We start from the raw sequence: 14,956 nt of genomic DNA on the forward strand, positions 1-14,956 counted from the left end.
CTGGAGCGCGGAACGCCGCTGGGAATGGCCGAGAAATCGCACCCGCTGGGCTGGTACCGAGATTTTGACCGAGGCCGCGTCGTCTGCGTCCTGCCCGATGCGAAAGCTTTTGAGATTCAGCTGGATACGCCTCACAAAAGCGCCGCCACGGGGAAAGTCTCCAAAGTCCACACCATACCCCCCGGCGACGGGGACTTGCTCCTGAGGATTTAGACGATGGAGCCCCCTTGGATTAAGCTACTCATCACCGATGCCTCCGGGCGCTATCTCCTCGCCAAGTGGAGAGACCAGTGGGAAGTGCCCGGCACCGAGCTATCCGAGAGTGGCCGAGCCAACGACGAGGCCTGCCTGCGTTTTCTGGAGGCGTTTGCCCGCGAGCTGGGGGTTCAGATTCGCGACATAAGGCTTGCCGCCGAGGTACGCCAGCACTTTGCCCGCAGAGAAGCCCCCACTCCCTTTCGGTGGTACGCCGCGCACCTAGACGAGGAGGCTGAAGCTCTCTCCGACGAGCTCGCATGGATGCCCCTTTATGAGGCGCTGCTTGCCATTCCCTACCCGGCGGGGCGACGTATCTTGCAGCAGATCACTCAGTGGCCGAGCGCTCTTATCCGGGGAGAGTATGAAGTGGACTACTCGGTGAATCCCCCTGGGGGCTCGCTGCGTATCCTTCGCGATTTCTCAAAGGAGTAAAGTAGACTATTGATGAGCCGTGATAAACTCTCCACTTCCGTTTGGCTACTTCAGGGGCTTTTCAAGAGCACTTCTGGAATTTTGGAACTAACCCAAGATCGTTTAGTTTTTAAGAGTGCAGGCGAGACCGTCTTCGACACTCCTCGGGAGTCCCTCACCGATGTCTCTTTTCCGTGGTACTACTTCGGCGCGGGGGTTGTGCTCTCAATAGACTCAAAGCGTTACCGCTTCTCTTTCGTAGAGCCGGGCGAGAACGGTGATCTGGTGAGTGGGCGGGAAGCAGGCAAGAGCTGGAAGCTGCGCTTGCTCACGTTATGATGCAGGGGCCGCTTGGTTTATGCTATACTGCGGCGGCCTTAACTTAATCTAACTTTGTAGCAGACAATGAATATCCTTACGCGAAATAATGTCCACGTCGAAGGGGCAAATAAGCCTGTTCTTCTCTATGCTCATGGGTTTGGCTGTAACCAGGACATGTGGAGCCGCCTGACACCGGCGTTTCAGGAGACCCACCAGCAGGTTCTTTTTGACTACGTGGGCAGTGGGAAGTCGGATGCATCGGCGTTTACGGAGGCTCGCTACAGCTCGCTTCAGGGCTACGCCCAAGATGTGATTGAGGTCTGTGAGGCGCTGGAGCTACGTCAAGGGGTGACACTGGTGGCGCACTCGGTGAGCTGTAGCATCGGTATTCTGGCCGCGATCCAGCGTCCCGAGCTTTTTGAGCGCTTGATCCTGATCGGGCCATCGCCATGCTTTCTCAACGACCCTCCGAGCTATGCGGGCGGCTTTGAACGTGAAGACTTGGAGGGCCTGCTCTCACTGATGGAGCAGAACTACATGGGCTGGGCGCGCTACCTAGCCCCCGTGGTTGCAGGCGAGACGGGAGGCGAGGCGGTTTCCACGGAGCTGTCCGAGAGCTTCTGCTCCACCGACCCGCACATCATGGGCATCTTTGCACGAGCGACGTTTTTTGCCGACAACCGCGCGGACCTCCCGAATGTGACGTGCCCGAGCCTGATCTTGCAGCACCAGAACGATGCTCTCGCGCCGCTCAGTGTGGGAGAGTATATCCACGCGCACCTATCCCAGAGCACTCTGAAGGTACTTGATGTCTCTGGGCACTGCGCCCACATGAGCAATCCGGGCCTTGTCGCGGCTGCCCTACGCGAGTATCTCAAGGCATGATCCTTCTCAATGAGCTGCCTTGCGCCGCACTGATCACCGATGAGCGCGGCTCCGTGATGAGGGTGAATGATGCCTTACGGGCCATCGTGGGAGGAACCGAGGACACCTGGTGCAACCAGCCGATGGAGATGCTCTTTCCGCCTGCGAGTCGCATCTTTCTGCAAACGCACCTCTGGCCGCTCTTGCTGCGTGAGGAGAGTGTTCGTGAGGCGGTTCTTCAGCTTCGCAACCTAGAAAACAACATGCTTCCGGTGCTTGTCAATGCCCGCAAGAGCACGTATGAGGGAGTGACTGCCTACTACTGGACGCTTTTTGTCACCCAGAACCGCAGTCAGTTTGAGGCGGAGCTTCTGAGTGCTCGCCGTGCGGCGGAGACAGCAGCACAGCAGCTCGCCCAGAGCCAGCAGTTTGTTCGATCCGTCACCGATGCCATTCCGGAGCTAATTGCCTACTGGGACAAAGAGCTTATCTGCCGCTTTGCCAACCAAGCCTATCTAGAATGGTATGGCAAAAAGCCGGAAGAGCTACTTGGGAGCCGCCTACAAGATCTCCGTGGAGGACATCTGTTTGAGCTCAATCAACGCGAGATTCTGGGAGCACTCGCCGGTGAGCCACAGCAGTTTGAGCGCCCCATTCCCAATATCAATGGGAAGCCAGGTCACAAACTTGCTAACTATATCCCGGATATCCATCCGGAGACGGGTGAGGTCTTAGGCTTCCTTGCCAGTATCGCAGATGTCTCGGCGCTGAAGCGGGCACAGAATCTCTTGGAGCGCATGGGACGTGTTGCAGGTGTCGGAGGCTGGGAGGTAGATCTGGGCACGGGCAGCCTTCTGTGGACTGACGAGGTGCGCCGTATCCATGGGATAGACTCAGACTTTACCCCCACTTTAGCAGAGGCCATCGCCTTTTATGAGCCCAGCTCCGTGCCGATCATTGAAGCCGCCGTCGCAAGAGGAATGGCGGGTGGGCCGGGCTATGATTTGGAGCTCCAGATCATACGCCGTGACGGTGCGCGCCGCTGGGTGCGGGCTGTGGGCTCCGTGGAGTTTGAGGGCGACAAACCCGTTCGGCTAATCGGTGCCTTTCAGGATATTACGGAGTACCGTCGCCTGACAGCGGAGCTCGCCGAGCAGCACGAGCTGCTTCGTGTGACGCTCCAGTCCATTGGCGATGCGGTGATCACCACGGATGCCACGGGGCATGTCACCTGGCTCAATCCCGTCGCGGAGCGCATGACTGGCTGGCAGGTTGAGGAAGCCAAGGGGCAACTCCTAGACCAAGTCTTTCAGATTGTCAATGAGGAAACGCGTCAGGCCACAGAGAACCCCGTTATGGTGGCGCTTCAGAAGGGCAAAGTCGTTGGGCTTACCAACCACACGCTTTTGATCTCACGGCACGGCGAAGAGTTTGGCATCGAGGACTCCGCCGCCCCGATTCGCAACGAGAGCGGTGAGATCCTCGGGGTGGTGCTGGTCTTCCATGATGTGACAGAGCAGCGCCGCCTGAGCGGGGAGATGAGCTACCGCGCCACCCACGATACGCTCACCGGTCTGGTCAACCGCGCCGAGTTTGACACCCGCCTGCGGCGAACCCTGCACCAGGCGCACGAAGACCGCGGTGAGCACACGCTCTTATTCATTGACCTGGATCAGTTCAAGCTCGTCAATGATGCCTGTGGTCACTCCGCAGGGGATCAGCTCTTGCAGCAAGTGGCCAAGCTCCTGGGAGAGTCGGTGCGTGCCCGAGACACCCTTGCGCGCCTCGGAGGCGATGAGTTTGGCGTGCTCCTAGAGCACTGCACCTCGGAGCAGGCGGGCCGCGTGGCTGAGCAGATCTGCGAGCGCATGAACGACTACCGCTTTATCCACGATGAGCGGCGGTTTCGAATCGGCACCAGTATCGGCCTCGTGCCAGTAGACAGTCGCTGGAGCAACACGTCGGCCATTGTGCAAGCCGCCGACAGCTCGTGCTACGCCGCAAAAGACGCGGGGCGCAACCGGGTGCACGTCTGGCTCGACAGCGACCAAGCGATTCGGACGCGCCAGGGCGAGATGCAGTGGGCCACGCGGCTAGAGCAGGCGCTGGATGAGGATCGTTTTCAGCTCTACGCCCAGCGCATTCACACCCTCGATACAACAGCGCCACTACAGGGACTTCACGCAGAGGTGCTCCTGCGCATGGTCGAGCGCGATGGTAGCTTGGTCGCCCCTGGGGTCTTTTTGCCCGCCGCGGAGCGCTTCTATTTAGCATCGCGCATTGACCAGTGGGTGCTACGCCACGCGATTGCTTGGCTCTCGTCTCTGAAAAATATCTCGCTCGTGGACACCCTCTGTGTCAATGTCTCGGGGCAGTCTATTGGCGATCGCGTCTTCCACCGGCAGGCCATCGAGATCTTCACCGAAGCAGGCCCTGATATCTGCAAGCGCCTTTGTTTAGAGATCACCGAGACCGCCGCCGTGACCCACATGGCCGATGCAGCGCTCTTTATCACCCAGGTCCGTGCACTGAAGGTACGTATTGCACTCGATGACTTTGGCGCGGGGGCCTCGTCGTTTGGGTATCTCAAGAACCTCTCGGTGGACGTGCTCAAGATTGACGGCCAGTTCATCCGCAACCTCACGGAAGACCGCCTCAACGACGCCACGGTACGCTGCTTTGTGGAAGTGGCCCAAGTGATTGGTGTCAAGACCATCGCCGAGTTTGTGGATCGCCCCGAAACCCTTGCCCGTGTGCGCGAGATCGGCGTGGACTTCGCGCAGGGCTATCTTCTCCACCAACCCGAGCCCATCGAGAACGTTCTCACGGCGTAGACAGCGCGGCCTGTGCTAAAATACGAGCATGGCAAACCAGGCAGACAAGACGTTTTTTAAGCGGGCCGATGCCCACATCAAACTCTCCAACGAGCAGATCTCCAAGGACGTGAGCCACGGCAAAGTGAGCGCCTCCTCCCTCTACGCCGCCGCTCGCTTCAACGCCTGGGTAACCGCCACAGGCTATAGCTCCCGCACCGAGATGGCAAAAGGCCGCGAAGAAACCCTCGACTACTTCTGCGAGCAATACCGCATCATGCTCTCCGAGAACCTCGATGACTATATCGAGAACTTCGAAAAGTACATGGGACGCATCCAGTAGAGACGAATGAGAACTGGCAATGTACCTTGATACCCATGACTATCCCTTCATCACAAACCTAGAAAAATGCTTCGCTGAAATCCGGCAAGAATGCCTCGCATTGCCTGGCACTACCTTTGATCCCTGGGTTCAAAAGGAAATGTACGGAGAGGGCTGGTCGGTCTTTGGTCTGGTGGCGTGGGGGCATCAAATCGAGGGAGCTTTGGCCCTCTGTCCCGAGACAAAAAAAGCTTTAGAGGCGATTCCTGGCCTCCAGACAGCAGGATTTTCCCGGCTTGCCCCAGGCACACACATCAAACCCCACCGTGGCTGGGTCGAGAATGTCTATCGCCTGCATCTAGGACTGGTGGTTCCCGAGAACTGTGCGATGCGTGTGGGAGAGGAAACTCGCTCTTGGGAAGAAGGTCGCTGCCTCGTTTTTGATGACACCAGCGAGCATGAGGCCTGGAATCACTCGAAGTCTGATCGGCTTGTCCTCCTGCTTGATTTTCTTCGCCCTGGATGCTCCCCGACCAACAACGCGGAGATGCCCCCAGAAGTTCGCCAGATGCTCGCGGCAAAGCTCAGCCGTGGTTCAAGAGGTAGGGAGTAATCCGTCTCATGATGCAGTACCTACTCTTTGTTCCGAGCGACGACGATCCGGAGAGCGCGACTCTCTACACCGCTCCCGTTGCTTCCGGCGACGACGCCTATCTTCGCCAAGTCACTCAGCAACTTCAGCCTCTCTCCGATGAGCAGTATCTCAGCGGCCCGGCAGTTGTGCTTCAGACGGTCGCGAAGTACAGCTATATCCTCCACGATAAGGCGATCTTCTGGTGTATTGAGTGGGAGCCGGGGCTGATCGTTGTGCGCTTCACCCCCGATGGCCTCTTGGCCTGGACTGCCCTTCGCTCGCCCGTCCCTAACTTCGGCGGTCGCGAGGCCGACGAGAGCGCGTGGGATTCCTACGACGAGGACGCCGAGAATCCGCAGTACAACCTGATCTTCGATCCCTGGGACGCACTCTTCGATACCGAGCTACGCGACGAGCGAGGCTTTGTGCCTGCGGATACCGAAATTCAGGCACAGTTCGACGCGGCTCTAGCGCACGCCAACGACCTCAGTAAAGCTGCCTATGAGCGCCTCACCCAAGGCTCGCTCGCAGAGCGCACCACGTGGTCAGAGCACTGCAAAGCTAACCTAAAAACCTGGAGCGACGAGGGACGATGAATACTCCGGCCCGTGTCTCTAGCATGCCTCTGGAGCGGCTATGGCACGGCACGGAGTTTTTAGAAACGTCTCGTCTCCGCGCCGTCGGTGCGGACGACATCCGAAATTTGCTACGTCTTGGCCCAGTACAGTTTGTGATCGCCAACATCAGCGATCCGCTTTACTGGGTGCCACTGGAGGAGCGTTACACGTTCTGGAAAAACGAGCTAGATCCTCATCTGGTCCCCCTCAACAATGGAGTGCGCCCGGAAGATTTCCCCGACGCGTACTGCTACTTCGCCTCGGAGTGGAGCAGCACCGAAGGCAAGCCCGTGATTCTTGTCTGCGAGAAGTGCCACTAATATGAACAACCTACTGAACTTCCTGGACGATCTGGAGCGTACCCGTATCTACTACCGCCTGGAGCGCAACCGTCCCGAGGCCATCATGGTGCGGGTGGACATTCCCGGAGAGCGCTGGGAGGTCGAGTTCTTCGCCGACGGTTCCATCGAGGTCGAGGTCTTTCGCTCCACCGATGCAGGCATCCTATCCGGCGACGAGGCACGTGCTGCTCTAGAGCGCTTGCTGAAAGACGGTGACGAAGAGGCTTAAGGGAACTCTGCACGGATCGTTGATTCAAACTATGACCGAACGAGGAACGAGAGAGGCGGCGCGAAGCGCCCCAAAGCGGGACGTTCACCATCCACGCTAGCCCCGAGTGTGTTTCGCAAAGCCTAGCATGCGATTGGGCTATTCCCGGCGGCGTGAGTTTCAGGTACCCTGTTTGCCATGAGCATTCCAAGACCTGAGTATCCCCGCCCACAGTTTGTGCGGGCGGACTGGCTGAATTTAAATGGGACGTGGCAGTTCGAAGCGGACTACGGCGACTCTGGCATCGAGCGTGGGGTGAAAGACCGGGCGCTGACGGGGACGATCACGGTGCCTTTCTGCCCCGAGTCCAAGCTCTCCGGGCTGGAGCACGTGGATTTTCTGAACGCGGTCTGGTACCGCAAGGAAGTGGCGGTTCCGGCTAGCTGGGCGGACAAAGTGGTGCTGCTGCACTTTGGCGCGGTGGACTACGACACGACGGTCTGGGCCGATGGCGTGGAAGTGGCGCGGCACCGGGGAGGCTTTACACCGTTCTCTGCGAATCTGGGCAAGTGCGCCGGGCAGACCGTGACCATTGTGGTGCGGGCTCGCGACAAGCATGGGGTGCCGCAGGCGCGCGGCAAGCAGGCCAACAAGTTCGCGCCCTACGCCTGCTTCTACACCCGCACCACGGGAATCTGGCAGACGGTCTGGCTGGAGCCGGTGAGCGATATCGCGATGAAGCGTCCGCGCATCACGCCAGACTTGGCCAACTCCCGCTTCGAGCTGGTCGTCCCGCTGACCGCGCACGGGCCGGGGCCGAATGTGGAGGGTTTGACGCTGACGGCGACCCTGACCGATGCCAGTGGCGTGGTCTCGACCGCGAGCGTGCGCGCTGATCTGGACTTTGCGGCGCGGCTGATCTTGGACGTTCCCGAGAACCGCAAGCGTGTCTGGAGCACCACCGATCCGCACCTCTACGGCATCACCCTGACACTCGCGCAAGGCGAGACGGTGCTCGACTCCGTGGAGAGCTATGCGGGTCTGCGCTCTGTGGCGCTCTCGGGGATGGCGTTTAAACTCAACGGCGAGATTGTCTTCCAGCGCACCGTGCTGGATCAGGGCTACTGGCCAGAGTCGGTGATGACGGCACCCAGCGACGACGAGCTTCGCCTGGATATCGAGCGTAGTATCGCCGCCGGGTTTAACGGGGCGCGGCTCCACCAGAAGGTCTTCGAGGAGCGCTTCTTCTACTGGGCCGATAAGCTTGGGTATCTGGTCTGGGGGGAGTTTGGCGACTGGGGCTGTAGCGGCTTTGGGCCGTCCACCAATCACCAGCAGCCCGATGCGAGCTACATCGCGCAGTGGCTGGAGGCCGTGGAGCGGGACTACTCGCACCCGAGCATTGTCGGCTGGTGCCCGCTGAATGAGACCTTCCAGGAGAACTCCGACCAGATTCGCCAGCTCGATGATGTGACCCGCGGGATGTGGCTGGCTACCAAGCTTGCCGATGCAACGCGCCCAGTCTTGGATACGTCGGGGTATGCCCATCGCGTGCGTGAGTCCGATATCTACGACTCCCACGACTACGAGCAAGACCCGGTGAAATTTGGCGAGAAGATGGCGGGCCTCAAAGACGGCAAGCCCTTTATCAACAACGGCTGGGACAACAAACCCACCAATATTCCCTACGGCGGCCAGCCCTACTTCTGCTCCGAGTTTGGCGGTATCTGGTGGAACCCGGCGGCCTTCGACAACAAGGAGAGCTGGGGCTACGGCGAGCGAGTCAAGAGTCTGGAGGAGTTCTACGCCCGCTTCGAGGGACTCTGCGATGTGCTGCTCGGGGATAAAAATATGTTCGGCTACTGCTACACCCAGCTCACCGATATCTACCCGGAAGAGAACGGGGTCTACACGTTTGATCGAAAGCCCAAGTTCGACAACGAGAAGCTCAAGGCCGTCCAGACGAAGAAAGCGGTGATTGAGAAATAGCTCGCGAGTTCAAACGAGATCGCACATGATCTCTCTGCGTTGTGCGCCCGGCTCGTAGCCCAGCTGACGATTCAGAGAGATCATGGTGGTGTTGCCAATCTCGCTGGAGGTATAAAGCCAAACAATTCCCTGGGTCTTTGCCCACAGAATCGCCTGTCTTTTCAGAGCGGAGGCGATCCCACGGCCTCGGTACGCAGCAGCGACGCCGGTATAGTCATTCTCGGCTGATTCTGCTCCTAAGCGCTTCACGTAGGTCATGCCGACCGGAACGTTCTCCATCAGAGCAACCCAGTGGGTCTGTGGCGATAGCCCCGCGCCGTGCAGAACTTCCTGTTTCCATGCTAAAAACGCATGCCGAGACTCTGCTGTATCCTGCGATGGCGCTTCCGTGTCGTCTCCCAGTCGAGACAGCGTATAGAGAAACGTTTCGCCCCGATTGCCCAGCTCAGCCAGCGAAGCGATCTTTAGTCCCTTCTGCCCGAGGCGCTTTGCTCTTTCCTCCGCGAAGGCAAGCTGGGCATTGGAGACACGGAGGCGGCACTCCTGAACGACCTGCCCCGTCTCAATAAACCCATGCCGAAGTGCGAAGCCAGAACCACTGGGAGCATCGGTGCGAACCCAGCCGAGAAGGCGCGTCGCCCCATGTTGGCGTAGCCGGGAGCATAGCTGCCTGTAGAGGTGCGTTCCGACCCCCTCACGAGCATGATCGGGGTGAACCCGAATGTCGATGCGGTAGGTGCTCGGGTCTCCTGTCCACCAGGCGGGGTGAAAACTGCCGATACCCACGCCCTCGCTTCCCTTAACCGCGACCCACTCCTCACCTGCCTTTTCCCCATTCTGCTCCAGGCTCAACGGGGCGCTATCCGCTTCTTGAAGCTGGTGGAGTGCCTCTAAGAACGAAGCGTCGTCCGCACTTCGGGGCCTCAAGAGGACATCAGCCACGTGACGGTTCGTTCATCTTCTCGCGAGCCGCGCGGGCAAGCTCGGCGAGGTGGCCGTCGTTGGCGCGGACTTGCTCTAGATGGCGCAGGCGCTCTGGGGTTGCGGTGGCAACAAGCGTGTCGTGGTAGGCACGCTCTACCCAGAACCGAGCGCCCCCGCTGAGGTAGTCGCGCAGCTCCTGGAGCTTGTCGTCGGGGTAGCGCTCGCAGAGGTTCATCGTGAACATCCGCCGCCGGGTGCCACCGCCAAACGCGGCGTGCTTGGTGTTGTGGTTAAAGACCAGCACATCGCCAGGCTGAGTTTCGAGGGCAATCGCGGGGATTTCTGGCCCAGAAACGCCCCAGTGGTCGCGGCTCTGGCGGAGGTTGGTTTGTAGCTCCTCCGTGTAGCCCTCCCCGATCCGGTGGCTTCCGGGGATCACGCGCAGGCAGCCTGTGTCTTTGGTAAGTGGGTCGAGGTAGAAGGCGATCTTGATATGGCGAAGCTGCCGGTGCCAGCCGTCGGAGTGCCAGCCGGTATCCCCGACGTAGTAGTTGCCGTCGCTGCCCATGTAGTTGAAGTCATCGCCACAGAGGGCCTTGGCGATTCCCAGAATTCTCGGATCGTCGAGCAGGGCACAGAGCCGCTCGTGGTGATCTAAGAACTGGGCAATACACGAGCGGGCCGTCCCTTCGTGAGGACGACCCGCATGACCACCACCGTTCTCTGCCCAGATCGCCTCGAAGCCGTCAATGATCTCCCCGATACAGTCCAAAAGAAGACCGGGGAGACCGATGTAGCCGAAAGTGTCAAAAAAGCGCCGTTGCTGCTCGTCCATGCGCTTATTGTAACAGCTTTACTCGCTCAGGCAGCCTACAAAGGCATCTTTGACTAGGCCGCGCAGGGAGTAGTCCTCGGTGCCGATGGGCGAGTTCACGAAGACGGCGAGCTCCATGTTGTCAGGAAGGACATAGGCGACGCACTGCTCTTTTCGGCCTCCCGACCCCCAGCCGCCGTTTTTGTTGTAGAGCTTGCCTGCGGGGGTGTTGATCTGCTGGTCAATGCCAAAGTAGTTATCTATGAGGTACTGGAACTTGCCACTGGGTAGGATCGTGTTCTTACGCCGGGCATGGTTCATGACATCGAGCAATTCTTTAATCGAGAGCCGCCATGCTGCGCCGCCTGCCATGCTCCCCAGGTCACCCGAGTTCCAGCCTTTCTTGCTGCCGTGAGGGAAGTCGTAGGCCAAGGCGTTGTTCTTGCCCGGAATCGGCTCAAAGCCTGCGTTGTTCACCCCGGCGGGTTCGAAGACTTTATCCTGCATGTAGTTGGTGTAGTGCTGGAGCGAGACCGCATCCCAGGCCTGGTCGTTGATATTGGTGTTGCTCGGCATGAAGTTGGCGTTCTTGGGCATGTCCCCCAACACAATCGGCATTAAAATCCGGCAGAGCCCGAAGTTCATGTTCTCGTAGTCCGAGGAGCTACCAACACTGGACACTCCCATTGCCACCCGGCTTTTCATAAACGTGTAGCTCGAATCGGAGCCTCCCGTGCTGAAGCCCGATTTATGGGTCAGTAAGTGGCGAAACGTGATCTGGTTGATCTTGTTGCCTTTGGTCCAGTAGTCGGGCAGGTACCCGATAATCGGGGTGTCGTAGGAGACATTTTTGCTATCGAGCGCCTTGACCATCCCAATGGCCGTGAGGAACTTACTCACGCTGGCCACGTGCATTCGGGTGCTCTCCGTCCAGCTATCGTTCTTATCGGCGGGAGTCTGTGCCCACTGCCAGACGAGATTGTGGGTTAGATTCCCGTTTTTTCGAAGGTGGAGAAGATAGCCGGTGGTATGGTCTTTGAGAATCGTATGAATCGCCGTGCAAAACGCCGCCTCGTCCAGCTTGGGTTTCTTCACGAAAGTCTTGAGAGGAAGATTGGCCTTGAAAATCTTCTCTTTGCGCTCGTCGACGATCTCCATCTGAATGCCGCGCACATGAGGCGGATCAATGACATGCCGGTCTATTTTAAGCTGGCTCAGGCCACGCGGTAGTTGTTGAAGCTGAAGTTGTCTTTTCATGATTTTTTGTTTTCTTTCGTTTTTTATTTTCTACGGCGGAGCACCACCAGCGTGCCCCCAAGAGTGAGCAGTGCCAGCGTCGCCTGCTCTGGTGCCGCTGCTGGTGCGGCAGTGATGGTAACTTTGTCGAGGTAGACCACGCGGGGTGTGCCACTACCGAGTGAGGCGAGAAGCTTAATTTTCATAGAGAGATTTTCTCATCCCACGGAGGACGGAACCGTGGACAGAAACAAGGAAAAATCGTGGTCAACGGGGAATTTTCCCGCTATGGGACGGCTTACTCTGCGATTTTTTGGTCCGCCCGAGGTGCGCCGCTCCGATGGCGAGCTACTCCCTGCGCTCCGCACACGCAAGGGGCTCTGGCTGCTGGCGCTTTTGGTGCTCCGCGCGGGAAAAACCGTGGAGCGGGTCTGGCTTGCAGGACAGCTCTGGCCCGATGCTCCCACCGAGAGCGGGCTGGCAAACCTGCGCCGCACACTAACCGACCTGCGTCGCGCTCTGGGGCCGGATGCCCTCACCGTCTGCTCCCCAACACACACCACTCTCTCCTTCGATGCAGGAGCTGCCGACTGTGATGTGCTCACTTTTGACGGTGATCCGACGGGGCAGCTTCCTCTCTACAAAAGCGCACTCCTCGAAGGCTGCGACGAAGAGTGGGTCTTTGCGGAGCGTCGCCAGCGCGAGGAGCGCTACATCGAGGCACGGCTTGCACTAGCACGTGGCGCCCCACGAGACGAGGCCTACGAGCATTTGAAAGCCTTGCTCGACACTGCCCCCTTCCATGAAGAAGCCCTTCGCAGGCTGATGGAGCTGGGAATGCAGCTCGGACGGCAGAGCGAGGCATTGGGAATCTTTCGAGCCTTTCGGGAGCGGCTGAGTGCCCAGCGCCTCGTGCTCGATCCACGGACCCAAGCGCTCTACGTTGCTCTCCAAGCAAAGCTTCGTCAGCCTGCGCCTCCGCCGATTCGCCCTAAGTGGGCTGAGAGTGCTCCTCTCCGGCTTCCCCAGCCTCCCACAGCATTTGTCGGACGACGCGAGGAGCAGGCTGAGCTTGTACACCTCTTGCTCTACGAGCCTCTGGTAACGATTCTCGGCATGGGGGGGCTGGGAAAGACGCGGCTGGCTCTGCGCGTCGCTGAGGAGCTAAGCGGAGAGTTCCCCGACGGCGCGGCGTTTGTAGAGCTAGCTACCCTCCCCGCTTCCGACACACTCCTTACCACTGTCACCACCGTCGGACGTAGCCTGGGGCAGCGGTGTGAGAGCCTGAAAGAGCTTGTTGCTGCACTCGCCAGCCAGCGGCTCTTGCTCGTGCTGGACAATGCGGAGCATGTCTTGCCTGCGTGCCGTGCGCTGGTTCAAGCACTGCGTCAGGAGTGCCCACAGCTTGCGTTTCTGATCACCAGCCGCGAGCCGCTGGAGCTACCCGGCGAGGTGCATTGGCGGCTGGAACCACTAGGGCAGAACGACTCTCACCAGCTCTTTGTCCAGTGTGCGGGACGAGCACGTCCTGGGGTAGCGCTAGAGCCTGAGACCCTGGCAAACCTCTGTCAGCAGCTGGAGGGGATCCCTCTGGCGCTTGAGCTGGCGGCAGGGCGGCTCGGGGTGCTCACCCCGGGGCAGCTCACGGAGCGACTCACGGAGCGCTTTCGCGTACTTCAAGGGGGAGTGGCACACCCCGAGCGGCACCGCACGCTTCGAACCGTTCTGGAGTCGTCCTGGGAGCAGCTCGCTTCCGAGGATCAGCTCGCCCTAGCCCGGCTCTCGGTCTTTCGGGGGAGCTGGTCGCTAGAGGGAGCCGTACACGTGGCCTTTCCGGGCGAGGATGACTTTGCTGCACTGGATCGGCTCACGAGACTCGTCTCACACTCACTGCTGCTGGCAGAAGCGGGCCGCTTTCGCCTGCTGGAGACCGTGCGCCTCTTTGCCCAGCAGCACTTGTTACCCGCAGAGCGGCTGCATGCCGAGACCCGACTGCTCACCTGGCTCCACGCGCTTGCTCTTCGTGACAGCGACGATGCCCAGCAGCAGCTCTGGCTGGAGCACCTAGAAGCAGAGCGAGCAAACCTGCGGGCAGCCCTAGATGCAGCCGTGCAGACCCCAGAGCTGCATACGCTTGGGCTAGGGCTTGTGATCTATACGGGCTCTCTTTACCGACTACGAGGGGGAATTATCGAGGCACGCAAGTACCTCACCCATTTCTTAGAAGAGATCCCCCGCGACGATCCGGAGTTTGGGCGGGGCCACTGGCAGGCGGGGAAACTAGCGCATCTCCAGGGCGATTTTCAAACGGCTTTGCATCACTACAATACGGCGAAGGCACAGAGCACACACGGGGGGCTTGTGTACGTCCTGGAGTCGCAGGGGCTTCTGGCACGAGATCAGGGGGAGCTAGAGCGGGCCGAGCGCACGCTACAAGAGGCCCAGAATCTCTGTGATGCGATAGGAGGAAGCCCACTCTGGTGCCATGGTGCCCGTGCGGCTCTGGCCTGGCTCCGGGGAGACTACGAGCAGGCTCGTGCTTTGCTTGAGCCGACACTGACGCGAGATAGGAAGATAAAGAATCGGATCTCGCTTGCGGCAAGCTTGCTATGGTGGGCAAAGATTGAGCGCGACTTGGGCAATGAGGCTCAGGAAACCGCCGCACTCGACGAGTCCCTGACGCTCTCGCAGGAAGTGGGCTACACGCTGGGCGAGGTGGGGGCACGCTACGGCCATGCGGAGCGACTCTTGCGACTCGGGCACTTTAGTGCATCGGAGAAGCTTGCTTCTGAAGCCCTCCAACACCTCCTAGGCGAGCCTAGCGCGGGGCTACTACCACGGCTCCTACTGGTTCAAGCCGCCACGCATCGAGAGCGAGGGGCGCTACAGCAGGCCGAGGCACTTCTCCAGAATGCACAGGAGTCACTCCAGCACTGGGACACTCCTGAAAGTAAACTTCTGGTACTGATCGAGGAGGGACTTCTTCGTCAGGCCCAAGGGACACACGCGCAAGCCACTCTGCTCTGGGGAGCCGCCGAGGCCCTGCGCCAGCACCACGGCTTTGCTCTGCCGCCGTTTCTACGTGCTCAAGTCACCAAGCGCTCTCCTAAGCCGCTTTCAGCCTAGGGCTATGGGTTTTCTCGCGTTGTTTGTATAATGGTTTCATGATTGTAATTACTTGCCCCTACTGCCAAAGCCCGGACT

At 59.5% G+C, this 14,956-nt stretch carries 16 protein-coding genes; 12 read left to right on the plus strand and 4 right to left on the minus strand.

Annotated features, from left to right (window positions below; genetic code table 11):
- The 11 genes from RMO15_RS01960 to RMO15_RS02010 all read left to right on the plus strand — a co-directional run.
- Positions 1-213: hypothetical protein (locus RMO15_RS01960; protein WP_309707308.1), on the plus strand; the 213-nt coding region annotated here is incomplete at its 5' end.
- 3 nt (positions 214-216) lie between these two features.
- Positions 217-690 carry a hypothetical protein gene (locus RMO15_RS01965; protein WP_309707309.1) on the plus strand — a complete coding sequence of 158 codons (474 nt, stop codon included), beginning with the start codon at positions 217-219 and terminating at the stop codon, positions 688-690.
- A 12-nt stretch (positions 691-702) separates the two neighbouring features.
- Entirely contained in the window at positions 703-1,008 is a 306-nt protein-coding gene (locus RMO15_RS01970; protein WP_309707310.1) for a hypothetical protein, read from the plus strand.
- Between the two features lie 66 nt (positions 1,009-1,074).
- Positions 1,075-1,875, plus strand: coding sequence for an alpha/beta hydrolase (locus tag RMO15_RS01975; protein WP_309707312.1), 801 nt, complete (start codon positions 1,075-1,077; stop codon positions 1,873-1,875).
- Positions 1,872-4,688 (plus strand): EAL domain-containing protein, encoded by a 2,817-nt coding sequence (locus tag RMO15_RS01980; RefSeq protein ID WP_309707314.1) that lies wholly within the window; start codon positions 1,872-1,874, stop codon positions 4,686-4,688. Before RMO15_RS01975 ends, RMO15_RS01980 begins: the two co-directional genes overlap by 4 nt.
- A gap of 28 nt (positions 4,689-4,716) precedes the next feature.
- Positions 4,717-5,010, plus strand: coding sequence for a DUF3144 domain-containing protein (locus tag RMO15_RS01985; RefSeq protein ID WP_309707316.1), 294 nt, complete (start codon positions 4,717-4,719; stop codon positions 5,008-5,010).
- Positions 5,011-5,029: 19 nt separating this feature from the next.
- The gene (locus RMO15_RS01990; RefSeq protein WP_309707317.1) at positions 5,030-5,602 is read left to right on the plus strand and encodes an aspartyl/asparaginyl beta-hydroxylase domain-containing protein; all 573 of its coding nucleotides are present in this window, start codon (positions 5,030-5,032) and stop codon (positions 5,600-5,602) included.
- Positions 5,603-5,610: 8 nt separating this feature from the next.
- Positions 5,611-6,219, plus strand: coding sequence for a hypothetical protein (locus RMO15_RS01995; protein ID WP_309707319.1), 609 nt, complete (start codon positions 5,611-5,613; stop codon positions 6,217-6,219).
- On the plus strand, positions 6,216-6,560 hold the full coding sequence (locus RMO15_RS02000) for a hypothetical protein (protein WP_309707320.1): 345 nt from the start codon (positions 6,216-6,218) through the stop codon (positions 6,558-6,560). Before RMO15_RS01995 ends, RMO15_RS02000 begins: the two co-directional genes overlap by 4 nt.
- A 1-nt stretch (position 6,561) precedes the next feature.
- Positions 6,562-6,810 carry a hypothetical protein gene (locus tag RMO15_RS02005; RefSeq protein ID WP_309707322.1) on the plus strand — a complete coding sequence of 83 codons (249 nt, stop codon included), beginning with the start codon at positions 6,562-6,564 and terminating at the stop codon, positions 6,808-6,810.
- Between the two features lie 177 nt (positions 6,811-6,987).
- Positions 6,988-8,778: a sugar-binding domain-containing protein gene (locus tag RMO15_RS02010; protein WP_309707323.1), complete on the plus strand. Its 1,791-nt coding sequence runs from the start codon at positions 6,988-6,990 to the stop codon at positions 8,776-8,778.
- Positions 8,779-8,787: 9 nt separating this feature from the next.
- Here RMO15_RS02010 and RMO15_RS02015 read toward each other — a convergent pair whose 3' ends face one another.
- From RMO15_RS02015 to RMO15_RS02030, 4 genes are read right to left on the minus strand one after another with little or no spacing between them, the layout of a single operon-like run.
- Complete coding sequence (locus RMO15_RS02015) at positions 8,788-9,720, minus strand: GNAT family N-acetyltransferase (RefSeq protein ID WP_309707324.1); 933 nt, start codon at positions 9,718-9,720, stop codon at positions 8,788-8,790.
- Positions 9,713-10,537: a phytanoyl-CoA dioxygenase family protein gene (locus tag RMO15_RS02020; RefSeq protein ID WP_309707325.1), complete on the minus strand. Its 825-nt coding sequence runs from the start codon at positions 10,535-10,537 to the stop codon at positions 9,713-9,715. The genes RMO15_RS02015 and RMO15_RS02020 overlap by 8 nt, the downstream gene beginning before the upstream one ends.
- Positions 10,538-10,555: 18 nt before the next feature.
- A complete protein-coding gene (locus RMO15_RS02025) occupies positions 10,556-11,773 on the minus strand; it encodes a serine hydrolase (protein ID WP_309707327.1) in 1,218 nt (405 codons plus the stop codon).
- Positions 11,774-11,796: 23 nt separating this feature from the next.
- Positions 11,797-11,958, minus strand: a complete 162-nt coding sequence (locus tag RMO15_RS02030) for a PEP-CTERM sorting domain-containing protein (protein WP_309707328.1) — start codon at positions 11,956-11,958, stop codon at positions 11,797-11,799.
- Between the two features lie 82 nt (positions 11,959-12,040).
- On the opposite strand from RMO15_RS02030, the gene RMO15_RS02035 reads away from it, so the two are divergent.
- The gene (locus RMO15_RS02035; RefSeq protein ID WP_309707330.1) at positions 12,041-14,878 is read left to right on the plus strand and encodes an NB-ARC domain-containing protein; all 2,838 of its coding nucleotides are present in this window, start codon (positions 12,041-12,043) and stop codon (positions 14,876-14,878) included.
- The last annotated feature ends 78 nt before the right edge of the window (positions 14,879-14,956 follow it).

Source organism: Armatimonas sp. (genome assembly GCF_031410135.1).
Classification (GTDB): Bacteria; Armatimonadota; Armatimonadia; order Armatimonadales; family Armatimonadaceae; genus Armatimonas.